Origin of the sequence: Porphyromonas pasteri, from assembly GCF_014647755.1 — a bacterium.
Lineage (GTDB): Bacteria > Bacteroidota > Bacteroidia > Bacteroidales > Porphyromonadaceae > Porphyromonas > Porphyromonas pasteri.
Genome location: NZ_BMPU01000001.1, coordinates 337,041 through 361,260, shown reverse-complemented (window position 1 = coordinate 361,260; position 24,220 = coordinate 337,041). Strand labels below are relative to the sequence as shown.

The window sequence follows — 24,220 nt, the reverse complement described above, 5'->3', positions numbered from 1 at the left end:
CCTATATAGCTTTGTGCTGATTCCTATATAGCTTTACTTGGATTCCTATATAGCTTTGTGCTGATTACTATATAGCATTGCACTGATTCCTATATAGCATTGTGAAGTAACCTCTATTAGGTTGTTGCTCCACGTAGGGATAAAAGTTGTGGACGAGTGGCTGATAAGTTTGGACTACGTACGTGGCTCTAATATCTACGTACGTGGACATTTGGATTTACGTGCCTGGTCTTTAAGACTACGTGCATAGACAGAGGAAAACCACTATGTGAAGGCGCTTTTTCCTTCACGAGAAGGACACTTTTCCCTCCGCTGGATAAGAGGAATACGCGCGATAAGGCGAAAGGCTTGTGTAGCGCTTAGGAGAGATATGTCGGGGAACTGGGCGTGCGATGCCTTAGCACTCTAAATAGAGGACAGGACTCTCGGCAATAGTCTCATATTGGTTTGCCCCTCATACCACTATTGATTTGCCCCTTGCACCAATACTGCTTTGATCGTAGACCACTATTGGTTGGAAGCACCACTCAATAGCAACGCATCAAACGACCTCCGCAAATACAGCGGCCTTCATCACAGGATCACCCCAAGTCCATCGTACTTTTTCAGTCCAAGACTAACCAAATCTTGGTATCTTTGCCTTGGACATCGACCAAAAGGCTCGGAATTGGACTCCACCTCAGCAGGAAGTCGAACCCCATATATTAATATGAATAGCGATAGCATAGTCATTATACCCACCTACAACGAGCGGGAGAACATCGCTCAGATGATCGACACCGTACTCGCACTCCCCCAGCCCTTCCACCTGCTCATCGTCGATGATGGATCGCCCGACGGCACAGCTGCCATCGTACGAGAGAAGCAAGCAGAATATCCTGGGCAGGTACATCTCCTGGAGCGCTCGGGCAAGCTCGGACTCGGCACAGCCTACATCGCCGGATTCCAGTGGTCACTACAGCACGACTACGAGTATATCTTCGAGATGGACTGTGACTTCAGCCACCCTCCGATGAAGCTACTGGAGCTCTATAAGGCATGTGCCGAAGGAGGAGCAGATGTAGCCGTTGGCTCACGCTATACCCGTGGTGGTCGCGTGAAGAACTGGCCGCTGGATCGCATCCTCATGAGCTATGGGGCTTCGCTCTACGTGCGCCTCATCACCTTCATGCCAGTCAAGGACTCGACGGCTGGCTTCGTCTGCTATCGTCGCCGAGTACTCGAGACGATGGTCCTTCCCGAAGTACACTTCAAGGGCTATGCCTTCCAGATCGAGATGAAGTACACCGCCTACTGCCTTGGCTTCAAGATCAAGGAGGTACCCATTACCTTCGAGGATCGCGTGCTGGGAACTTCGAAGATGAATACCTCGATCTTCAAGGAGGCTTTCCTCGGGGTCTTCAAGCTCCGCTACTGGCACTGCTTCAAGGGCTTCCCCAACAAGAATACTCACAGCACCAACGCCTAACACCCCATATACTATGCAGCTCCACAAGGCTTGCAAGCGATCTCTGCTTGTATTCCTCACGGCTTGTGCCCTTCCCGCCCTAAGCACGGCACAGCAGGCTCCCGAGGACCAGCTACTCCGCCTCATCAAGATGCCCCTGAAGAATATCTTCGTGGAGTATCCCAATAAGACGAGTCACAATATCCTCGACAGCCTCGATGCACGCCTCACTCCACGTGACCTGCACCCAGCTTTCTACGGCTCCTTCGACTGGCACAGCTCCGTACATAGCCATTGGATGCTCGCCGAGATCCTATCGACTTATCCCGATATCTCTGCTCGAGACGAGATCATCGCAGCCTTTGATGAGCACTTCACTGAGGAGAAGATGCGTGGAGAAGCTGCTTACTTTGACCGTAAGCTCTCGGGCAACTATGAGCGTACCTATGGCTGGGCATGGCTTATAAAGCTCAGCGAACAGCTACATCACCTCGCTGAGCATAGTACAGATAAGGCTCTGCAAGAGAAGGCTAAGGGCTGGGCTACTCATGTCGATATCCTCTCGGATAAGATCGTCGCAAAGTGGAAGGCCTACCTGCCCAAGATGACCTACCCCAACCGCATCGGCACACACTCCAACTCCGCCTTTGCACTCGCCTTTGCTATTGACTTTGCCCGTGCTCGTGGCGACAAGGAGTTCGAGCAGACCCTCATCGCCAAAGCGCGTCAGCTCCACCTCAGCGACAAGAAGGCACCAGCCGAATGGGAGCCTAATGCTACTGACTTCTTCTCCCCTACGCTGATGGTAGCAGACCTGATGACGCGTGTACTCCCCCAGCGAGAGTATGTACGCTGGCTCTCGACTTACTTCACTCCACAGGGCATCAACCGCCTCTGCGAGAAGCCCGTCGTCAGCGACCTCACTGACTACACCATCGTGCATCTGGTAGGTCTTGCATATACTCGTGCTTGGACGATGGCTCGCATCTCTGGCTACCTGCCCCAGGGGCATCCGCTCAAAGCACGCTTCGCTCGTACATCAGCTCAGATGTATGCCCATGGGATGGATCAGATCTTCCGCTCTGACTATGGTGGTGACCACTGGCTGGCGACTTTTGCCCGCTACGCAGAGGAGGTGATGAAGGCCAATAAGATCAAGCACTAAGCTCAAGGATACGCCCTACCTATGCGCATCAGTAAGATAGGAGAGCAGTGGGCCCACGGCGGAGGCGCATGGCTCAATAGACACAGCAACGTCCGCACGGGGATGATCATCGCATCGATCATCTTCATCATCGTCTCCCTCTGGGCATCAGACCGCTTGGTCACACGTATGGCAGAGGCTGAGCGTCTGAATATGGAGATCTGGGCCAATGCTACCCAGGCCACCACGACGAACGATATCAATACCACCCTCATCTACCTCTCGCGTATCCTCGAGTCCAACCCTTCTATCCCGACCATCATCACGGACAAGGAGGGGCGCATCATCAGCTACAATAATATTGAGCTACCGAAGGAGGATACGGAGAAATTCCTCTATCAGAAGCTGGCGGCCTTCCGCACAGGCTACCCTCCTATCGTCATGGAGGGGCTTACCGATCCGCTCTACCTCTACTATTCCGATAGTAAGGTCCTCCAGCAGCTACACATCTTCCCCTACATTCAGCTCGCTGTCTTCTTCCTCTTCCTTGGTGTCGCTATCGTGGCTCTCGTTAGCTTGAAAAAGTCAGACCAGAACCGCATCTGGGAGGGACTGGCTCGTGAGACAGCGCATCAGCTGGGTACTCCTACCTCGTCGCTCATGGCATGGAAGCAGTACCTTGAGAGCACGGGGACCGAAGAGATGGTCACCAACGAAATGGAGAAGGATATCGAGCGCCTCGGTATCATCGCTGACCGCTTTCAGAAGATCGGTTCGTCTCCCAACCTCAAGTCGGCTGACCTACAAGAGGTCGTCTTGCGTGCCATCCACTACATGCAGCCACGTATCTCTCCTCAGGTAGAGCTCATCCCTCCTACATCACAGGACGAAGCTATCGTCGTGAAGCTCAGTGAGCCGCTCATGGCATGGGTCTTCGAGAATCTCATCAAGAACGCCGTCGATGCTATGGAGGGTAAGGGGAAGATCACACTCCAGTACATACTCAAAGATCAGTGGGTCTACATTGATGTCACCGACACGGGTAGAGGCATCCCCAGAGGGATGCACCGCAATATCTTCCGCCCTGGGGTGACGACTCGTCAGCGTGGGTGGGGGCTCGGTCTCTCTCTGGCACGCCGTATCGTCGAGGATTATCACCGCGGGCACATCTATGTCAAGCACTCTGAGCTGGGAGTAGGCACGACCTTCCGTATCGAGCTCCGTCGCGAGATGGAGTAGCCACTACCCCTGACACCATTATTACGAAGCAACGATGGCAGAGCAACTCCACCTCCAAGCAAGCTCTCGAGAAGAGCGCTACCAAGAGCTCTATCCCCAGCTACAAAGCCTCACGTGTCGGGAGACCAATCTCATCGCTAATCTTGCCAACGCGGCGGCAGCACTGCGCCAGGCCTTCGACTTCTTCTGGGTAGGCTTCTACTTAGTGGAGGGAGATGAGCTGGTGCTTGGGCCGTTCCAAGGAGATATTGCTTGCACACGTATCGCACGAGGTCGAGGGGTCTGCGGCACAAGTTGGTTGACGGGAAAGACGCTTGTCGTCCCCGATGTAGATGCCTTCCCTGGGCATATCGCCTGCTCCTCTGCATCACGCTCCGAGATCGTCGTACCGCTGAGAGATACCGCAGGAGAGATCGTGGGCGTCTTGGATATCGATAGTGATCAGCTCTCGGACTTCTCGGAGGAAGTAGATCGCCCCGCCCTTGAGCAGATCGCTCTGCTCCTCGCTCCCCTATTCTCCAAGGTGAAGCAGTGAAGTCCACTTCATCCCTCACACGCTCCTACCGAGATCCAGCAGCCCCCCTACACCTTCGCTGGACACTACCATCATCGAAGAGCCTTTGGGCGAGAGCCCTCCTACTTGACGCGCTTCGTGGCAAGCTCCCACACTTCGACTTTGCCGAAGGTACTCCACTGGATATCTTAGCTCTTCACGCTGCGCTCCGTACTTACCAAGAGGGAGCGGAGGAGATCAATGTCTCAGAGTCAGGCACGGCAATGCGCTTCGTCTGCGCTTATCTTGCGGTCACCACCCAGCGCCACGTGAGGCTATCGGGGACGGGGCGCCAGCACGAGCGACCGATCGCTCCGCTCGTAGAGGCGCTACGCAGCCAAGGTGCGAAGATCACCTACCTAAACTATGAAGGCTATCCCCCGCTACTCATCGAGCCCAGCACCTTCGCTTGGCAGGGCTGTGTGCTGGATGCTTCTTCCAGCTCTCAGTATCTGAGTGCCCTCCTACTTCTTGCGCCAACGCTTCCCACAGGCTTCGAGGTCGACACACGGCGCTATGGCCTTGCCTCTCGCCCCTATGCGCTGATGACCATAGCCCAGCTCCGAGAGCAAGGCTTCATTTGGGAGGAAGCTCCCAGCGGTCTCTTCGCCTATCGGGGGAAGGTGGAAGAGGATAGCCGTGGTACATCGCCTCTTGATCGAGGCTACGAAGCCGACTGGAGTGCAGCATCCTATGCCTATGCACTCCTCAGCCTCTTGCCCATAGGCTCTACCATCGAGCTCTCGGGACTCGCACTCCCCTCCCTGCAAGGTGATGCGGCCTATCTTGTACAGCTCTTTGAGCAGCTGGGTGTTCATACCGAGAAGACCGAAGCAGGGATATGCATCACCCATAACGCAGAGGAAGCTAAGCGCGCGCACTTCACAGCACACATGAGTGACTGCCCCGATCTCGTCCCTGCCGTCGTCGCAGCACTCGTCGGCCGAGGTGAAGCCTTCACGCTCTCGGGAGTAGCTCATCTTCGTATCAAGGAGTCCGACCGCCTCCAAGCGCTTACTGACGAGCTAGCGAAGCTCGGGGTCAAGCTCACCCTTGGCCCCGATAGCCTTAGCTGGGACGGCAAGACACCGCTCACAGCTCACGGCTCGCCAAACACACTCTCACCACATGGCGACCATCGCATAGCCATGGCACTCGCACTACTTGCGCTTCGCGTCCCTAAGCTTCGGATGCAAGAGCCCGAGGTGGTAGCCAAGAGCTTCCCCTGCTTCTGGCAGGAAGTCGCCCCCTGCATCATACAGCAGAGCGAATAGAGGAGGTAGGCAAGGACAAACAAAGCAGCGCCCCCTCAGCTCGTGGCTAAGGGGGCGCTGCTTTATATATTATGTCCATACGAGAGCTTAGGGAGCATCAGGAGCGAACATGGGGTCCCAAGCGGGGAGCTGCACGGGCTTCGTCTTCAAGAGGTCAAGCACCTTCTGCGTAGCGTACTTCTTGTTCACTACAAGACGGAAGGTATAGGCATCGAACCACGCATCGGTCATGATGATATGACCCTTGACACCCGTTTTCTCACCCCAGCTATTCTCGACCTTCCACTTCACAGGCTTACCCGAAGCATCGAGGTCTACGGCTTTGAGGGTCATGGCATGCGTCGAGCCACTATCGAAGGTCTGGATGCGCTCAGCCTTATCCATATCGAAGGGATAGCCGAGGAGCGAAGCGTAATCGTAGTTATCAAGAGCAGCAATACCCTGCGAGCGATCCAGCTCACGGCCGACGTCGCAGGAGTAGTACATCATCGTATTGTCCTTGAGCGAAGCGATAGCCATCTGTTTGATCTCATCCATGGGAAGGTTCACATATGTCCAGTTCTTCCCATCATAAGCGTGGCGGTCGTACTCGATCTCATAGACCTTGTAGTAAGGACGAGAGGGGTCATTCATCAGCATGACGAATTGGCCACGGAGGTCAGCACCGACGAAGCGCTCATAGAAGGACTGAGGCGTATAGGTCTCGGTAGAGATCACCTTGCCGTCCTTATCCTTCAGCGTATAGGTGAAGGAAGTCGGAGGCACACCGAGGTTGAGGCTCAGCAGACGATAGACCTTCTTCAGACCTTCCTCCTTGCGCTTGCGAAGCTGAGCGAGTGATTCGCCCTTCTCGGAAGCCTTACGCAGCTGGATCCCCGTCTGACGAAGCGTGCGTGCAAGCATCTTGCCCAGCAGCTTGGTATTGCTACTCGAGGCGGTCTCGGGCATGATCTCAGCGGGTACGACACCATACTTATAGAGGTTGTCGGAGATCCCCGTGAACTGGCCACCGTCATTGATGGGGTTCTTGAAGAGCCACTCTACCTTCGCATCGTTGATAGGGAGCTTGCGCGTCTCGATGATCCCTTCGAGGAAGAGGTTGGACTTCTCCAGCTGGTCCCAGAAGAAGGAGTAGTTCTGCGAGAAGAAGAAGGTACCTGACTTCTCGCGAGTCATCAGCTGAGCACGGAGGACATTGAGCCCCGTGAAGAGCCAGCAGCGTCCACTTTGCTTCTGGTCGGTGATGCCGGAGCTCTGTACCTCGATGGAGAACTTGTCTTCGATCGAGCGTGGGCGCTGATTGTTGATGAAGAAGTCCTGCATCCCTTGTACGGCGATGGCGTTGTGGAGTGCCTTCTCGGTAGAGGACTTAGGCTCACTCTGACGAAGCTCCTCGAGGAGCTTGGGGGTGATAGCACCGTCCTTGGAGCTCTGGGCATGAAGCACAGCCGTAGAGGCCCCGAAGCTCAGGATAAGCGCTAATGAAGTCGTTAGGACTGATTTCATAGGTCTTATTATAATTATATATGAAGTATGCGAGGTTAGGGGTTCTCTTCCTTGTCGAACCACGAGGCGTACATCTGGTAATTGTTGGCGATACGCTCATTCAGCTCACGCCCCTGCTCGGGGGAGACCTTCTTGACGAACTTGGCAGGTACACCAGCCCAGAGGGTGTAGGGCTCGATGATGGTCTTGGATAGGACGACCGAGCCCGCAGCTACGATAGCTCCTTCGCCGACGACGACATCATCCATCACGACGGATCCCATGCCGATGAGGGCATAGTCACGGATATGGCAGCCGTGGAGCGTGACATTGTGCCCGACAGAGACATTGTCGCCGATCTCGATGGTGGACTTCTGATAGAGGGTGTGTAGGACGGAGCCGTCCTGGATATTGACGTTGTTGCCGATGTGGATGGAATTGACGTCACCGCGGAGGACGGAGTTGAACCAGATACTGCAGCCCTTCCCGAGGACGACATCTCCGACGATGGTAGCGTTGACAGCGAGGAAGCAGTCCTCACCGATCTGAGGCGCGATGCCTCGTACAGTCTGTATGAATGCCATGATGCTTATTGTTATTGCTTAGCTACGCAAAGATAATGAATCCCTGGGGCAAAGGCCAGGCCGACAGTTCGGTTCGTTGAGGGGCGAAGGCATAGCGGTTGGCAGCCGTAGCATCTGAAGAAAAGTTGCTCGCGGCAATAGATATACTTCAAATGTATCTTGCGAAAAATCAGGAAAGCACTGAGAAAAAGTCACGCCGTCGCTCGACGTCTCACTCGCCGTCGAGCGAAACACAGCTGGCCGACGGCCGACGGCGCATAAGCCGTCGGGCGAAGGCGAAGGTTTTCTTCGATGGCTTGGCAACTTTATCCGAGACGAATCCGAAGTTTTTCTGAGAAGTAATACGGTTTTATCTGAGAAGAAGCAGGGCCTCCCCCCGTAATAAAAGAAGCCTATTCTCCGCTCCTTGCAAGGGCAAAGTCCAACGAAAGCAGCCCCCTTTCCTTAGACCCTGCCAAGTCCTTCCCCTCAATTCGCCTCGGCTTAAACACCTTGGACACGCGCGCATAGCGATATTACCCCGTCTTATACTACCTTTGTAGCGCTCGATGAAGAGCGACAATGCTACGAAGACAATGCTTATACGACGACACGTACTCCTCCTCACCCTCGGTAGTATGAGCCTCGCGGCTCCCCGACTGGCAGCACAGCAGGTACAGCCTACGACCGACGAGGTCGCCCTCCAAGCCTTCGCCCTGGACAGCCTCGTGGCTCAAGGGACGGACTACTATACCCCTACTCCCGTCTCTTCGCCTCTCCTCCTGGAGCTTCTCGCCGTAGCCCCCAGTCTCTCTCAGCAGCTCCTGCAGTACTATCAGGCTGGAGGGACCAACCCCTACCAGTCTACCCTCCCCTTCATCAGCCCCACTCTAAGGAAGAAGGCGACGAAGAGCCTGCTCGACTTCTCTCCCGTCTCGGGCACTGGCCTTGAGCTTTCAGCCCCCGAGCTGAGCTTCCTCCCCCCGACATCAGGCCCGACCTTAGAGCACCTTCCTATCGACCTCTCGGGACTCAATAGCTACAGCTACGGACTCCGCCAGCGTATGCTCGCGCATATCCTGCCTTCGGGAGACGGTATCGGTGGACGAGAGTTCAGAGCCAAGCCCAAGACCCTTGCGCTGACACGTCCCAGCTTTGAGTCTACAGAGCGAGCCCTCTCTAATTACACCGGAGAGATCCCCACGGTGGGCTTACAGCTACCCCAGGATCTCAACCTGTCGGTCCTGCAGCAGCGCCACTGGATCCCCGCACTGGAGAGTAGCATACAGTTCTCACAGAATCATGTCTCGGACAACTGGTACAAGGGCGGCGCCTCCAACCTCAACCTCTTTATGAGGACTTACTTGGGGCTACGCTACGTCACCGAGCGTGTCCAGTGGACCAACGAGATAGAGAGCAAGCTGAACGTCTACAGCGCCGAGAAGGATAGCGTGCATCGCTACCGCATCGCAGATGACCTCCTACGCCTGCACTCCAACTACGGTCTGAAGGCTTGGAACAAGATGTACTATACCATCGACGCTGAGCTCCGCACACAGCTCCTCCACTCCTATCTGGAGAATAAGCACAGCCTGCAGTCCGACTTCCTCGCTCCGTACACGATCAACGTGGGGCTCGGGATGAAGTACGACTACTCGATGAAGTCAACGAGAGTCTACGGTCGCTCCTTCAACCTTTCGATCAACGTCGCTCCGCTATCCTACACCTTCCGTGCAACGAAGGATAGCCACATCGACTTAGGCCGTCACGGTCTGAGCCCCGACAAGCTCTGGTATCAGCGCATCGGCTCCACGATCCGTGCGGACTGGCAGTGGCGCGTGAACATGAACCTCACCTGGACCTCGCACTTCTACTTCAACACCTCCTACCAGCAGGTCGAAGCCGAGTGGGAGAACACGCTGGATATGGCACTGACGCGCTTCTTCTCCACGCGCCTCAATCTCAACCTCCGCTACGACGACGCCGTGCGTCCTGCACCAGGCTGGAATAAGCATCTCCAGTACAACGAGCTCCTGAGCTTCGGCTTCAACTACCGCCTCTGAGCTGGAGTCCTCAGCAAGACTTCCTCCACCCTATACCAAGTAGCCCTCCCCATCACCCTGCTTAGCAGTGATGGGGAGGGCTACTCTCTTATACATGCTCACAATCAGAAGAAGTGTGCAGGTCTAAGCAAAAAGCCGTACCTTTGCCCAAAGGTTTACCGGAACATGGGGACTCACCCCACTCAAGAAATGATAGCAAAGAACTTAATATCCTTCTTCGAAGATAGCTTTAAGAAACACTGGGATCTGCCCGCGATGTCCAACTACGAAGGACAGACCTATACCTACGGACAGATGACCGCAGCCATAGACGAGTGGCACCAATTCTTCCGACTCCAAGGGCTACAGCGTGGCGACAAGGTCGCTCTCATGGGCAAGGACTCTGCCGAATGGGCGATCTTCTTCATAGCCGTCATCACCTATGGAGCGGTGATCGTACCCATCTTGCAGGACTTCCCTCCTGCTGATGCGATGCAGATCATCGACCACTCCGAGTCGAAGCTCTTAGCGATCAATACCAATCTGTGGAGCAACATGCGCCCAGAGGGCATCCCCTTAGTATCTACGATCCTGGACTTCCAAGAGGGACATATCCTCCACGGCACGCCCGAAGCTGTACAGCAGTTCGCCGATGCCAAGGCCAACCACAAGGCACAGTACCCCACAGGTATGCGTCCCGAGGATATCAGCTACTATCATACCCCGAATGAAGAGCTTCTCGTGCTGAACTACACCTCCGGTACGACGGGCTTCAGCAAGGGGGTCATGCTCTCGGGCAATAACTTCGCAGGGAACCTCGCCTTCTGCATTGAGCGAAATATCATCCGTGCGAAAGAGACCCTACTGTGCTTCCTCCCGATGGCACATGTCTATAGCTGTATGATCAACCTCTTCCTCGCGATGGCTTCGGGTACCCATGTCGTCGTGCTGGGTAAGATCCCTTCGCCCAAGATCCTCGGCGTAGCCTTCAAGAAGGTGCGCCCTACGGTCATCATATCTGTACCTCTTGTTCTGGAGAAGATCTACCAAAATACGCTTCAGCCCATCCTCAAGAGCCGCAAGGTACGCTTCATGCTCTCCCTGCCCATCCTGCGCAATGTGGTCTATCGCAAGATCCGCGAGCAGCTCTCCGAAGGCCTTGGCGGGGCATTCCGTCAGGTGATCGTCGGGGGGGCAGCTCTCAATCCCGAGGTAGGCGAATTCCTCAAGCGCATTGGCTTCCCCATTACCGTAGGCTATGGCATGACAGAGTGTGCACCACTCATCTCCTTCATTGAAGCTGAGCATTGGCGTCTCCGCTCCTGCGGTCGCGTACTGGAGCCCTATATGGAGGCGCGTATCGCCCCTCTCAATGATGAGCAGACACCCTCTGCCACCGCCTCCGAGATCGGAGAGATCGGAGAGATCCAGGTGCGTGGGGAGAATGTCTGCATGGGCTACTATAAGAACCCCGAGCAGACGGCAGCACTCTTCACCGAAGATGGATGGATGCGCACGGGTGACCTCGGTACGATGGATAGCGACCACTTCCTCTATATCCGTGGTCGTTCCAAGGCCATGCTACTCGGCAGCAACGGGCAGAATATCTACCCCGAAGAGCTGGAGGCTAAGATAGGGATGCTCCCCTACGTGCAGGAAAGCCTCGTACTGATGCGCGAGGGGAAGCTGGAGGCACTCATCGTCCCCAACATGCAGCTCATCGAGCAGGCCGGTATCACGCTGGACGAAGCATGGGAGGCTATCCAGAGCCAGCGCGCTGCTCTCAACGAGCAGGTCGGTAGCTACGAGAAGATCCAGCGCTTCGAGCTGCGTACCGAACCCTTCGAGAAGACTCCCAAGCAGAGCATTCGCCGCTACCTATATAAGTAGGAGCGACATCCACCGCTCCCGCCTCGGAGGCGAGATAATCGCACCTCCCATACTTGGTCTAAGGACTGAGCATGGGAGGTGCTTCTTTCATGCAGGAAATAGACCACGCAACTGTATAATTTAGTGGCTTTTTAATATCTTTGCATAAATCCATATTGTCCCCGCCACTTAGGTCATGGGCCCAACGAGAAGGAGACATCGCGAGCTTACATCAAGTAGGCCTCAGCGATACACAAAATTGTGAATACATAGAATTAAGTATAGAGACAATGAAGACGCTTACATTAGATCTCTCCGGGATCTACACCGCTGTCACCCCCCTGAGTGTCCAAGCATGGGAAGAAAAGAGTAACGAGTACCAACAGCAGCTCCACGCTGGCACAGGGCTGGGTAATGACTTCTTAGGGTGGATCAACCTTCCCTGTGAGATCAGCGAAGAGCAACTCTCATCCATCGAAGAGGCTGCCCGTGGACTGCAAGAGCGCTGCGACTATGTCGTGAGCATCGGCATCGGTGGGAGCTACCTCGGTGCACGCGCTGTCATCGAAGCACTCACCCCATCCTTCGAAGCCTATCAGACGAAGCACACCGCTCCTCAGGTGATCTTCGCTGGGCACAACATCGGTGAGGACTACCTCAGTGAGCTCGTAGCCTTCCTCCGTGACAAACGCTTCGGTCTGATCAATATCTCCAAGAGCGGTACGACGACTGAGCCCGCTATCGCCTTCCGCATCCTCAAGTCACTCCTCGAAGAGCAGGTAGGACGCGAAGAAGCTCGCGAGCGCATCATTGCCGTCACCGACAAGGCGCGTGGCGCCCTGCGCACTCTCGCAGACAAGGAGGGCTATAAGACCTTCATCATCCCCAATGACATCGGTGGTCGTTTCTCTGTACTGACCCCCGTCGGTCTGCTCCCCATCGCCGTAGCTGGCTTCGATATCCGTGAGCTCGTCCGTGGTGCTCGCGAGATGAAGACACTTGTCGATGAGTCCGTCCCCTTCGCAGAGAATCCCTCCGCACTCTACGCTGCAGCTCGCAACAGCCTCTATCAGGCAGGCAAGAAGATCGAGATCCTCGGCAACTTCCACCCACGTCTTCACTATATCGGTGAGTGGTGGAAGCAGCTCTATGGTGAGAGCGAAGGGAAGGATCACAAGGGTATATTCAATGCCTCGGTAGACTTCTCTGCCGACCTGCACTCCATGGGTCAGTGGATCCAGGAAGGCGAGCGCTCTATCTTCGAGACGATCGTCAGCATCGCTGAGCCCGATACCACCCTGCGCATCGAGTCAGACGAAGCCAACCTCGATGGTCTGAACTATCTCACTGGCAAGCGCGTCGATGAGGTCAATAAAATGGCTGAGCTCGGCGTACGCGTCGCACACATCGATGGTGGTGTCCCCAACATCCGCATCGTACTCCCCAAGCTGGATGCTTACTACATCGGGCAGCTCTTCTACTTCTTTGAGAAGGCCGTCGGTATCAGTGGCTACATGCTTGAGGTCAATCCCTTCAACCAGCCTGGTGTCGAAGCCTACAAGAAGAATATGTTTGCCCTGCTCGAGAAGCCCGGCTTCGAGGCTGAGACCGAGGCGATCAAGGCTCGTCTGAAGTAATACTCCACACTACATGGAATATAACAATCAACTGCCCACCATCATTCTCCCCGAGTACGGCCGCCATATCCAAAATATGGTAGCCCACTGCAAGACGATCACGGATCGTGAGGAGCGGAATGCTTGTGCCCGCAGTATCATACGCTCCATGGAGGCCATCGTACCCGAGAAGGGTGCTGGCATTGACAAGGAGACCATCTACTGGGATCACCTCGCTATTATGTCCGACTTTGAGCTCGATGTCGACTACCCCGAGGGGACCATCACCAAGGAGGCGATCCAGCACGAGACGCAAAAGCCTGAGTACCCAGGCCACTTCATCAAGTACCGCTACTATGGTCACTTCATCGAAGGCATGATCCAACGTGTATGCGCTATGGAGATGGGACCCGAGCGTGCTGCTGCGGAGTACTTCATCGCACTGCAGATGAAGCGCGACTATATGACGTGGAACCAAGGGAACGTCGAGGATATCAAGATCTTCAAGGACCTCTTCGAGCTCTCCGATGGTCAGATCCTCCTCACCCCTGAGAACTGCAAGCTCAACATCAATCCTAACACAATAGACAAACCAGGTAAGCTCCAGAAGCCTCTCAACAGCAAGAAGGCCAAGAAGAAATAATTCAAGCTCCGGTACCACTCACTACTACATGGCATCCTACGTAATTGAAGGCGGCTATTCCCTGCAGGGTAGCATCCGCCCCCAAGGCGCAAAGAACGAAGCGCTCCAGATCATCTCCGCTGTCCTCCTCACCCCTGAGGTCGTGACGATCCACAACATCCCCAACATCCTCGATGTAAACAACCTCATCGACCTACTGCGCCACATCGGCGTGAAGGTGACGCGCCTCAATGACGAGGGTAGCTACACCTTCCAGGCTGACGAAGTCAACATCGACTATCTACACAGTGAGGAGTTCCTCAGTCGCTCACGAGCACTGCGCGGATCCATCCTCATGGCAGGGGCTCTGCTTGGGCGCTTTGGCTATGCTATCTTCCCCAAGCCTGGGGGCGACAAGATCGGCCGTCGCCGTCTGGACACACACCTCATCGGCTTCCAGGAGCTCGGTGCAAGCTGCGTCTACGACTCCGACAAGAAGAGCTACATCCTCGAGGCTAAGAAGCTTCAGGGGAAGTACATGCTCCTCGATGAAGCCTCCGTCACGGGTACGGCGAACATCCTCATGGCAGCAGCTCTTGCCGAAGGGTCGACGACGATCTACAACGCAGCATGCGAGCCTTACCTCCAGCAGCTCTCCAAGCTCCTGGTGCGTATGGGTGCACAGATCGAAGGTATCGGCTCCAACCGCCTCACGATCCAGGGCGTGAAGGAGCTCCATGGCGCAGAGCATACCATGCTCCCCGACATGATCGAGATCGGGAGCTTCATCGGTATGGCAGCTATGACGAACTCGGAGCTGCGCATCACCAACGTCAGCATCCCCGACCTCGGCATTATCCCACAGGCCTTCCGCCGTCTGGGTATCACGATCGAGGAGCAGGGTGATGACCTCTTCATCCCCCGCCACCCCAACGGCTACGAGATCGACACCTTCATGGACGGCTCTATCTTGACCATAGCAGATGCTCCATGGCCTGGGCTGACGCCAGACCTTCTGAGCGTCTTCCTCGTCACAGCCACCCAGGCTAAGGGTAGCGTACTCATCCATCAGAAGATGTTCGAGAGCCGACTCTTCTTCGTAGACAAGCTCATTGATATGGGTGCTCAGATCATGCTCTGTGACCCCCACCGTGCCGTCGTCATCGGTCTCGGTCAGTCGCACCAGCTACGCGCTACGAAGATGACCTCTCCTGACATCCGCGCAGGTATCGCCCTGCTCATCGCAGCGATGAGTGCAGAGGGTACCAGCACGATCAATAATATTGAGCAGATCGACCGTGGCTATCAAGACATCGCAGCCCGCCTGAATGCTCTTGGAGCACGTATCTCCCGCCTCTAAACGATGCTGCGTAAGGAAGACTTCGAGCATATAGGTACCTTGGGCCGTGCCCATGGTACGCAAGGTGAAGTGTCAGCCAAGCTCTACGTAGACCTCTCAGGTCTATGGGAGGGAGCTGACACCTCACCCTTTTTAATGCTGGAGGAGCAAGGTCTACTCATCCCCTACCGTGTGCTAAAGCGTCGCACCAAAGGGGAGGATATTGACCTCATCACCTTCTCTGGTATCACGACGAAGGACGAAGCAGACGCCCTCACAGGACGTCCCGTTTGGCTGGATCGTGACTACCTCTCTGGTGAGGAAGATGTCGAGGACTTCTTCGACCTCCAGCACTTTGTCGGCTTTGACCTCTACGATGCCTCTACACAAAGCTGTGTAGGGCGTGCTGTAGAGATCGACGAATCGACAATCAATACTCTACTGCGAGTCGAGACGACTGCTGGCGAGGAGCTTATCCTCCCTATCTCCGAGGAGCTCATTGAGCGCCTTGACCTCCAGGGGCACCGCCTCTACCTACATATCCCCGCAGGACTACTTGAGCTATAATATCAGCCCTGCATCCATTACCTTGCACCCTTTGCAACCCATTATTTTATGCGTCCGAAAGTAGCCTCTCCTCGGTTTGACGAAGAGCCTTTATTCACTGGCAACTCGGTCTTCAAGCACCAGTCAGCAGCCCTCATCTCCATCCCGCAGCACAAGCAATTAGCCGATGGAGAGCACCTCTATCTGAAGAGTCAGGGCGACTATTACCTCATCTTCCTCCTCTCAGGGAAGATCACTACCTACATGAATGGAGAGCAGGAGTCTCAGCACTTCGCAGCGAAGAGCATAATCTTCGTCCCGATGGGTACCCTCCTCAATATCGTGGCCGAGGGAGAGACTTCATGCATTACCTTCCACTTCCTCCCCAGCGTACATCTCTGTGCTCGTCAGTGCCCAGAGCGTCCAAAGAAGAAGAGCTTCCAGCTCCCCGATTCGCATAAGGGGAAGGATCTCACGGTACTCCCTATGTCCCATGGTATTGATCTCTGGACATGTGCCATCATAGAGTACTTACAATACTCCCTCTCTGACCTGCGCCTCTTTGACGTAAAGCTTCAGGAGCTCTTCCTCCTGCTACGTATGAACTATGCTCGCCGCGTCCAAGAGGAATTCCTTCGAGGCTTCCACTGCAAGCGCTCAGGCTTCAGCTGTCAGGTCTTCAAGCATCACCTCTCGTGTCGCAATGTGGAGGATCTCGCCAGCAAGCTCGGCGTACCCCCTGCGACGCTGACTCGTATGTTCGATGATGAATTCGGTGTCTCTCCACTGAAGTGGCTTCTCCAGCAGCGCGCCCGCCATGTGTACAAGGATCTGGTCGATAGCAACCTATCACTGACGGAGATCTCTGAGCGCTATTACTTCTCCTCACCTGGCTACCTGTCAGCGTTCTGCCGTCGTATGTTCGGCCTCTCCCCGCTGAAGATTCGCCGAGGACAAGGTTTACAGCAAGACGATACAGCCGAAGACCTCGAGGAATGAAGCCACAGACCGAGCTTGCGGCACTCGCTGCATGGATACTCATCTCATTAGGTCTCTTCACTCCTGGACTCATGCTTCTCGGGGGGACACTCCTCCCGACCCCATCAGTAGATGCACAGCTGATCACGAATACTGTGATCTCGCTGTGCATCTTTTTGCTTCCTACCTTCTTCCTTCCCTCGGGGAAAGCTGCTTGGAGCAGGATCTCCCAACCGCTACCAGCCAAGTACCGAAAGCCTAAGCATAGCTTCCTCATCCTCGGGCTCTCTCTCCTTGTCCTTCTTCTTGCTCAGCTCCTCTATATGGGGATTATAGTCCTTGCGCAGAAGCTTGGCTACCCTGTACAGGATGCTGTCGAGGCACGGCTACTACAGCTTCTCAGCAGTGGAGAAGGTTCTCGCCCCCTACTCTTCCTCACGATGGCAGTTGTCCCAGCCATCACCGAAGAGTTCTTCTTCCGAGGCCTTCTCCAGGGCACACTACAGCGTGTCCTCCCGCACAAGCGCTGGCTTCCGATCTTCCTCTCAGCAGGGATCTTCGCCCTCTTCCATGGAGCTATCGTGGGCTTTCCCAGTCGCATGCTCTTAGGGATGATGCTCGGCTACCTCGCAGCGGACTCACGCAACCTCCGTCTCCCGATACTCCTCCACTTTCTCAACAATATATTAGCTCTCCTCTCCATCCTTTAATCTCACAGAATACTACAATGAAACGACTCTTCCGCAACGCTACTCTCATCAACGAAGGCCGCTCCTTCACTGCTTCTCTCTTGACCTCGGGGGCTCTCATCGAGCGCATATACGAGGGAGAGAACAGCTTCCCCGAAGGCCTCCTCAGTGAAGTCGATGAAGTAATCCCAGCAGAAGGCCTCTGGCTCCTACCAGGCTGCATCGATGATCAGGTGCACTTCCGCGAGCCTGGGCTCACGCACAAAGCTACGATAGAGAGTGAGAGCCGTGCCGCTGTCGCTGGTGGCACGACCTCCTTCATGGAGATGCCCAATACCAAGCCTCCTACAACCAGCCTCGAGGCCTGGGAATGGAAGATGCAGCGTGCCGCCGAGACCTCGTGGGCCAACTACTCCTTCTTCTTCGGGGGGAGTAATGATAATGCCGATGAGATCCAGCGAATTGATGCACGTCGTACCCCTGGACTCAAGCTTTTCCTCGGCTCATCGACGGGTAATATGCTTGTCGATGATAAGAAGACCCTTGAGCGTATCTTCTCTGAGACCGACCTCATCATCGCCACGCACTGCGAGAAGGAAGAGATCATCCGTGCTAACCGCGAGCACTACCTCGCCACCGTAGGCGAAGAGAAGCTCGATGTACACTACCACCCTCTCATCCGCAGCGAAGAGGCATGCTATCGCTCCTCGAGTGAAGCCGTCGAGCTGGCGACACGCCTTGATAGCCGCCTGCACATCCTCCACGTCTCGACGGAGCATGAGCTCTCCCTCTTCCGCAATGACCTCCCACTTGCTGAGAAGAAGATCACAGCCGAGGTCTGTGTGCACCACCTCATCTTCACCGATGCCGACTACGACCGCTTAGGCAACCACATCAAGTGGAATCCGGCTGTCAAGACCCTCCGAGATCGTGAAGCGCTTCGTGCAGCCGTTCGCTCGGGACTCATCGACATCGTAGCTACCGACCACGCCCCACACCTCCTCTCTGAGAAGGAAGGCAACTGCCTCACCGCAGCAAGTGGTGGCCCGCTCACGCAGTATGCACTCATCTCCATGCTTGATATGGCTCGCGAAGGCGTATTCACGAAGGAGCTGGTCGTGGAGAAAATGGCCCACCGCCCTGCCGAACTCTTTGCCGTAGAGAAGCGCGGCTACCTGCGCGAAGGCTACTATGCAGACCTCGTCCTCATCGATCCCGAGGGCAAGACACCCGTCAAGACTGAGAGCATCATCTCCCTCTGCGGTTGGTCACCCTTCGAAGGTCACACCTTCGGTCACCGCATCGAGGCTACCTATATCAATGGAGACTGTGCGTATCGCGCAGGAGCACTCAGCGAGGTACGCCCATCGGTAGCTCCACTACTCTACTCACGTCCATAGCCCGACACCTCCTCTTTAGCACATGTGTAGCCCCTTCTCCGAAGTGCCATCAGCCTTCGGGGAAGGGGCTACACGTATGGATCCTAACCTACACTGAGAGAAAAACGATTGAAAGAGGAATATCAACCAGTACTGGTCGACGAAGTGAGCAGTACTGGTCAGCAATCGAACCAGTACTGGTACATATCACCGACCAGTACTGGTCCACTTAGTGACCAGTACTTCTTCATATTCCTCCACTCTAATAGACTATATTCCAGGACCCTATACAGCCCCTCCAAAGTCACATGAAGCGACTGCCCCGCCTAGGGGGATCACGACCCTATAACCGAGAGAAATAGGAGGAGACTCCTCCTGATATTTAATCACGACACTCACGTAACGAAGAGGCATCGCACAAAGGGGCTTTTTCATTAACTTTGTAGTAAAGACAACGATAGGTCTCCTTGCCCTCCACTTCGGTCGACAGGGAGCATTTTTCACGCTTACGAAATAGATCTACCCACTCCGATGAAGTCGAGTCTCTGTACGCTCCTCTGCGCCACGGCTCTTACCGCCACAGCCATCACTGGCTGCGGTACGACCAGACAACATACCGCTACTCTCAGCCAGCCTACCCCACGCCAAGACCGCTACGTGGTCATCCTCTCACTTGATGGCTTCCGCCCCGACTACCAAGGGCGTTGCGCTACCCCCAACCTCGATGCGATGGATCGTGAGGGGCTTGCTGGTCGCTTCCGCCCCTCCTACCCCACGCTGACCTTCCCCAACCACTACTCGATGGCTACGGGGCTTTATCCCAATAATCATGGACTCGTCGGCAATGAGTTCTGGGATGAGCGTGGTGCACGCTATCGCCTCGGCGACCGCAAGGCCGTAGCAGATCCCGCCTTCTACAAGGGCGAGCCACTGTGGAATGTAGCGCGTCGCCACGGTGTGAAGTCTGCCAGCTTCTTCTGGGTAGGTAGTGAGACACCCGTCGGGGGACACCACCCCGACCGTTGGAAGAAGTTCAATGACAAAGTACCCTACACAGATCGTGCTGACTCGGTACTTAGTTGGCTGAATCTCCCTGCGGCAGAGCGTCCACATCTGGTCATGTGGTATATCGAAGAGCCCGACCATACAGGCCACCACAACGGTCCTGAGTCTCCTAAGACCCTTCGCATGGTAGAGAAAATGGACTCAGTCATCGGCTACTTCCGCAAGGGACTCGCTAAGCTTCCCATCCATCAGCAGGTAGACTTCATCCTCGTCTCAGACCATGGGATGCAGTCCTTCGACCGCAGCAAGGCGGTCAATCTCGCAGACTACCTCCCTATTGATAGCTTTGAGCATGTCGCTACGGGGCCCTTCACTCACCTCTACCCCAAGAAGGGCTATACCGAGACGGCATATAAGATCCTGAAGAAGGTGCCCCACATATCGGTATACCGTAAGAGTGAGCTACCCGCTCGCCTACACTTCGGTAGCAGCCCCCGCATCGGTGAGCTGGTACTCATCGCAGACCTCGGCACGCAAATCTTCTTCCGTCCTCAAGGCATCCCCAAGGACTTCCTCCATGCTGGACATGGCTTCGACAATAAGAATCCTGAGATGTACGCCATCTTCAAGGCTGTCGGTCCAGACTTCCAGCCTGGTCGCAAGGTCTCCAAGCCCATCCCCAATATCACCCTCTACCCCCTCGTCTGCCGTATCCTCGGCCTCCAGCCTGGCACGCACGACGCAGACGAAGTTCTCGCCTCTTCACTCCTCAAGAAGAAGTAGCCGCTACTCCTATGATCATTGCACAGAAGAAGCGCAAAGAGAATATCGCAGAATACCTGCTCTATATGTGGCAGGTAGAGGACCTCATCCGTGCTGCAGGCGTATCACCTGAGGGCGTTGAGCAGCTCCTCCTCCCTCGCTACGACGTCGACGAAGAGAAGCGCGCCGAGATCCGCTCATGGTATCTTGAGCTCATCGAGATGATGCGCACCGAGGGCAAGGTAGAGTCGGGTCACCTCGACGTCAACCGCATCGTACTTATGCAGCTCGAGGAGCTTCACCGCCGCCTCATCAGCAATCCCAATGACATCGTCTACTCGGGACTGCACCTGCAGATACTTCCAGCTCTCATCCAGCTCCGAGGCAAGAATAACGGAGCAGTGGAGAGCGACCTTGAGACTTGCTTTAATGCCCTCTACGGCTATATCACCCTCAGCCTCCAGCATAAGGAGGTCAGCGAGGAGACCAAAAAGTCAATGAAGCAAATCAGCGCCTTCCTCGCTATGCTTGCTCACCGCTACAAGATGGAGCAAGAGGGCATTGAGGCCGAAGACACTACTCATAATTAGATCCCCCTACATGAACGAATATAAGAAAGAGATCGACCAGCGACGTACCTTCGCTATCATCAGTCACCCTGACGCCGGTAAGACGACCCTCACCGAGAAGCTCCTCCTCTTCGGGGGGGCTATCCACGTAGCAGGTGCCGTCAAGAGTAACAAGATCAAGAAGACCGCGACGAGTGACTGGATGGAGATCGAGAAGCAGCGTGGTATCTCCGTAGCAACCTCCGTCATGGGATTTGAGTACGCTGGCTACAAGATCAACATCTTGGACACTCCTGGTCACCAGGACTTCGCTGAAGATACCTTCCGTACCCTCACCGCTGTCGATAGCGTCATCATCGTCATCGACGGAGCTAAGGGGGTAGAGACCCAGACCCGCCGTCTCATGGAGGTGTGCCGTATGCGCAAGACCCCCGTGATGGTCTTCATCAATAAGATGGACCGCGAGGGGCAGGATCCTTTCGACCTACTTGATGAGATCGAAAAGGAGCTGCAGATACGTGTACGCCCTCTCTCTTGGCCCATCGACATGGGTCAGCGATTCCGTGGTGTCTACAACATCCACGAGGGGGCACTCAATCTCTTCACCCCCGACAAGCAGCGTATCACAGAGAGCGTCACGATCACAGACCTCAACTCCTCCGAACTCGAGCAGCACATCACGCCCGAGCAGGCAGAGAAGCTCCGTATGGATCTGGAGCTTGTTGATGGGGTATACCCCGAGTTTGACCGCGAAGAATATCTGTCAGGCGATATCGCTCCCGTATTCTTTGGCTCGGCACTCAACAACTTCGGGGTGCAAGAGCTCCTCAACTGCTTCGTAGAGATCGCCCCATCTCCACGCCCCGTCAAGGCCGAGGAACGTGAGGTATCGCCCTACGAACCCGCCTTCACAGGCTTTGTCTTCAAGATCCATGCAAATATGGACCCCAACCACCGTAGCTGTATCGCCTTCATCAAGATCTGCTCCGGTCGCTTCGAGCGCAATGCGAGCTACAAGCACGTACGCCTCGGCAAGAGCTTGAAGTTCAGCAGCCCAACGGCCTTCATGGCCCAGCGTAAGGAGACGGTAGAAGAGGCCTTTGCAGGCGACATCATCGGTCTACCTGACACGGGGAACTTCCGCATCGGTGATACCATTACGGCTGGCGAGGAGCTTCACTTCAAGGGGCTCCCCAGCTTCTCCCCCGAGCTCTTCAAGTACATCGAGAACCAAGATCCGATGAAGACCAAGCAGCTCGCCAAGGGTATCGACCAGCTCATGGGCGAGGGCGTAGCACAGCTCTTCGTCAATCAGTTCAACGGTCGTAAGATCATTGGCACGGTCGGCCAGCTCCAGTTCGAAGTCATCCAGTACCGCCTACTCCACGAGTATGGCGCCGCCTGTCGCTGGGAGCCTATCAGCCTCTACAAGGCGTGCTGGATCGAAAGCGATGATCCCGCAGAGCTCGAGAACTTCAAGAAGCGTAAGTCTCAGTTCATGGCGAAGGACCTTGTTGGTCGTGATGTCTATCTGGCCGACTCGGGCTATGTACTGACGATGGCGCAGCAGGACTTCCCCAAGATACGCTTCCACTTCACCTCCGAATTCGGTAAATAATACCATATTTTAATTCTACACAATTACATGAAAGCAATTAAGCAAGTAGCCTCCCTACTTCTGGCTACGATCCTCTCGGTGGGTGCCGTAAGCGCCCAGGGAAAGGCAAAGAGTAAGCAGCCCGCTAAGAGCTACCTACTCGAGACCGCTATCCCTAAGCGCCCCGCTGGGCAGCGAGATGTACTCGGACTCCGTCATGCTCCGATGCCCGTCGTTCGCGTCGGCTTCATCGGGCTGGGTATGCGTGGCCCAGGTGCCGTCGAGCGCTTCACCCAGATCGAGGGCGTAGAGATCAAGGCTCTCTGTGACCTTCATCCCGACCGTGTCGAGAAGAGCCAAGCCATCCTCAAGAAGGCAGGCTTCCCCGAAGCAGCTACTTACAGCGGTAGCGAAGAGGCATGGAAGCAGCTCTGCGACCGCCCCGACATCGACCTGGTCTACATCGCTACCGACTGGGCACGTCACGCTCCTATGATGATCTATGCCATGCAGAAGGGCAAGCACGTCGCTTGTGAAGTACCAGCTGTGACGACCCTCAAGGAAGCTTGGGACGTCATCAACACGGCTGAGCGCACGCAGCGTCACTGCATGATGCTCGAGAACTGCGTCTATGACTTCTTCGAGCTCACCACGCTCAACATGGCTCAGCAGGGCCTCTTCGGTGATGTCCTCAGCGCCAAGGGTGCCTACATCCACAACCTCGAGCCCTTCTGGAAGTACTACGAAGGCAACTGGCGCCTGAAATTCAATCAGGAGAATCGCGGTGATGTCTATGCGACACACGGCCTTGGCCCAGCTTGCTGGGTACTCAATATCCACCGTGGTGACCGCATGGAGTACCTCACCTCTATGGACGTACCTGCCACCTCCATCCCCCGCTTCATGGAGAAGCAGCTCGGCGTAAAGAATCCCGTGGTCAAGAATGGTGAGATGACTCAGACACTCATCAAGACAGCTCTTGGCAAGACGATCTACCTCGAGCACAACGTAGCTTCTTACCGCCCATACGACCGTATGTATCAAGTCATCGGTACCGACGGCTTCGCTAACAAGTACCCCAACGAAGGCTATGCTCTCCGTCCCACGGAGCAGAACCTCAAGGCTGTACCTAACCACGAAGACCTCAAGAGCCACGACTACGTCAGTGATGCTACCAGAGATGAGCTGATGAAGAAGTACCAGCACCCCATCCAGAAGGAGATCGCTGAGAAGGCTAAGAAGGTCGGTGGTCACGGCGGTATGGACTTCATCATGGACTATCGTCTGATCTACTGCATGCGCAATGGTCTGCCCCTCGATATGGACGTCTATGACCTCGCTGAATGGTCTGTCATCGGTGACCTGACTCGTCTCTCTCTGGAACACCAGTCTGCACCTGTTGCCTTCCCCGACTTCACTCGTGGAGCTTGGAAGCGTATCAAGGGCCTTCAGCTGCACTTCGCTAAGTAGTCCTTCGGATACTTTCCCCTAAAGACAGAGCG

20 protein-coding genes are annotated in these 24,220 nt (G+C 55.3%); 18 read left to right on the top strand and 2 right to left on the bottom strand.

Annotated features, from left to right (window positions below; genetic code table 11):
* Positions 1 to 709 precede the first annotated feature (709 nt).
* Genes IEX77_RS01470 through IEX77_RS01450 form a run of 5 tightly spaced genes read left to right on the top strand, consistent with a single transcriptional unit; the run spans position 710 to position 5,657 of the window.
* Positions 710 to 1,468, top strand: a complete 759-nt coding sequence (locus IEX77_RS01470; RefSeq protein ID WP_188807389.1) for a polyprenol monophosphomannose synthase — start codon at positions 710 to 712, stop codon at positions 1,466 to 1,468.
* A gap of 13 nt (positions 1,469 to 1,481) precedes the next feature.
* Positions 1,482 to 2,612, top strand: a complete 1,131-nt coding sequence (locus tag IEX77_RS01465; RefSeq protein WP_188807388.1) for a DUF2891 domain-containing protein — start codon at positions 1,482 to 1,484, stop codon at positions 2,610 to 2,612.
* A gap of 21 nt (positions 2,613 to 2,633) precedes the next feature.
* The gene (locus IEX77_RS01460) at positions 2,634 to 3,830 is read left to right on the top strand and encodes a sensor histidine kinase (RefSeq protein WP_188807387.1); all 1,197 of its coding nucleotides are present in this window, start codon (positions 2,634 to 2,636) and stop codon (positions 3,828 to 3,830) included.
* A gap of 34 nt (positions 3,831 to 3,864) precedes the next feature.
* Positions 3,865 to 4,365, top strand: a complete 501-nt coding sequence (msrC, locus tag IEX77_RS01455) for a free L-methionine (R)-S-oxide reductase MsrC (RefSeq protein WP_188807386.1) — start codon at positions 3,865 to 3,867, stop codon at positions 4,363 to 4,365.
* Positions 4,362 to 5,657, top strand: coding sequence for a 3-phosphoshikimate 1-carboxyvinyltransferase (locus IEX77_RS01450; RefSeq protein WP_188807385.1), 1,296 nt, complete (start codon positions 4,362 to 4,364; stop codon positions 5,655 to 5,657). Before msrC ends, IEX77_RS01450 begins: the two co-directional genes overlap by 4 nt.
* Before the next feature lie 87 nt (positions 5,658 to 5,744).
* On the opposite strand, the gene IEX77_RS01445 is transcribed toward IEX77_RS01450, so the two are convergent.
* Complete coding sequence (locus tag IEX77_RS01445) at positions 5,745 to 7,163, bottom strand: C1 family peptidase (RefSeq protein WP_188807384.1); 1,419 nt, start codon at positions 7,161 to 7,163, stop codon at positions 5,745 to 5,747.
* A 35-nt stretch (positions 7,164 to 7,198) separates the two neighbouring features.
* Positions 7,199 to 7,726: a gamma carbonic anhydrase family protein gene (locus IEX77_RS01440; RefSeq protein WP_188807383.1), complete on the bottom strand. Its 528-nt coding sequence runs from the start codon at positions 7,724 to 7,726 to the stop codon at positions 7,199 to 7,201.
* Between the two features lie 575 nt (positions 7,727 to 8,301).
* Between IEX77_RS01440 and IEX77_RS01435 the strand changes: the two genes are divergently transcribed.
* From IEX77_RS01435 to IEX77_RS01375, 13 genes are all read left to right on the top strand, one after another.
* Entirely contained in the window at positions 8,302 to 9,768 is a 1,467-nt protein-coding gene (locus tag IEX77_RS01435; RefSeq protein WP_229770765.1) for a DUF3078 domain-containing protein, read from the top strand.
* 189 nt (positions 9,769 to 9,957) lie between these two features.
* Positions 9,958 to 11,637, top strand: coding sequence for an AMP-binding protein (locus IEX77_RS01430; protein WP_188807381.1), 1,680 nt, complete (start codon positions 9,958 to 9,960; stop codon positions 11,635 to 11,637).
* 269 nt (positions 11,638 to 11,906) lie between these two features.
* The gene (locus IEX77_RS01425; RefSeq protein WP_188807380.1) at positions 11,907 to 13,253 is read left to right on the top strand and encodes a glucose-6-phosphate isomerase; all 1,347 of its coding nucleotides are present in this window, start codon (positions 11,907 to 11,909) and stop codon (positions 13,251 to 13,253) included.
* A 13-nt stretch (positions 13,254 to 13,266) separates the two neighbouring features.
* Positions 13,267 to 13,875: a DUF4290 domain-containing protein gene (locus IEX77_RS01420; RefSeq protein WP_188807379.1), complete on the top strand. Its 609-nt coding sequence runs from the start codon at positions 13,267 to 13,269 to the stop codon at positions 13,873 to 13,875.
* A 28-nt stretch (positions 13,876 to 13,903) separates the two neighbouring features.
* On the top strand, positions 13,904 to 15,214 hold the full coding sequence (murA, locus tag IEX77_RS01415) for a UDP-N-acetylglucosamine 1-carboxyvinyltransferase (RefSeq protein WP_188807378.1): 1,311 nt from the start codon (positions 13,904 to 13,906) through the stop codon (positions 15,212 to 15,214).
* A gap of 3 nt (positions 15,215 to 15,217) precedes the next feature.
* The gene (locus tag IEX77_RS01410) at positions 15,218 to 15,760 is read left to right on the top strand and encodes a ribosome maturation factor RimM (protein ID WP_188807377.1); all 543 of its coding nucleotides are present in this window, start codon (positions 15,218 to 15,220) and stop codon (positions 15,758 to 15,760) included.
* Between the two features lie 48 nt (positions 15,761 to 15,808).
* On the top strand, positions 15,809 to 16,738 hold the full coding sequence (locus IEX77_RS01405) for a helix-turn-helix transcriptional regulator (protein WP_188807376.1): 930 nt from the start codon (positions 15,809 to 15,811) through the stop codon (positions 16,736 to 16,738).
* Positions 16,735 to 17,427 carry a CPBP family intramembrane glutamic endopeptidase gene (locus IEX77_RS01400; protein ID WP_188807375.1) on the top strand — a complete coding sequence of 231 codons (693 nt, stop codon included), beginning with the start codon at positions 16,735 to 16,737 and terminating at the stop codon, positions 17,425 to 17,427. The genes IEX77_RS01405 and IEX77_RS01400 overlap by 4 nt, the downstream gene beginning before the upstream one ends.
* Before the next feature lie 17 nt (positions 17,428 to 17,444).
* Positions 17,445 to 18,806, top strand: a complete 1,362-nt coding sequence (locus tag IEX77_RS01395; protein WP_188807374.1) for a dihydroorotase — start codon at positions 17,445 to 17,447, stop codon at positions 18,804 to 18,806.
* A 510-nt stretch (positions 18,807 to 19,316) separates the two neighbouring features.
* A complete protein-coding gene (locus IEX77_RS01390; RefSeq protein ID WP_229770764.1) occupies positions 19,317 to 20,573 on the top strand; it encodes an alkaline phosphatase family protein in 1,257 nt (418 codons plus the stop codon).
* 11 nt (positions 20,574 to 20,584) lie between these two features.
* Entirely contained in the window at positions 20,585 to 21,142 is a 558-nt protein-coding gene (locus IEX77_RS01385; RefSeq protein ID WP_188807373.1) for a DUF4924 family protein, read from the top strand.
* A gap of 10 nt (positions 21,143 to 21,152) precedes the next feature.
* Positions 21,153 to 22,739 carry a peptide chain release factor 3 gene (locus IEX77_RS01380; protein WP_009433138.1) on the top strand — a complete coding sequence of 529 codons (1,587 nt, stop codon included), beginning with the start codon at positions 21,153 to 21,155 and terminating at the stop codon, positions 22,737 to 22,739.
* A gap of 27 nt (positions 22,740 to 22,766) precedes the next feature.
* Positions 22,767 to 24,188 (top strand): Gfo/Idh/MocA family protein, encoded by a 1,422-nt coding sequence (locus IEX77_RS01375; RefSeq protein WP_188807372.1) that lies wholly within the window; start codon positions 22,767 to 22,769, stop codon positions 24,186 to 24,188.
* Positions 24,189 to 24,220: the final 32 nt, after the last annotated feature.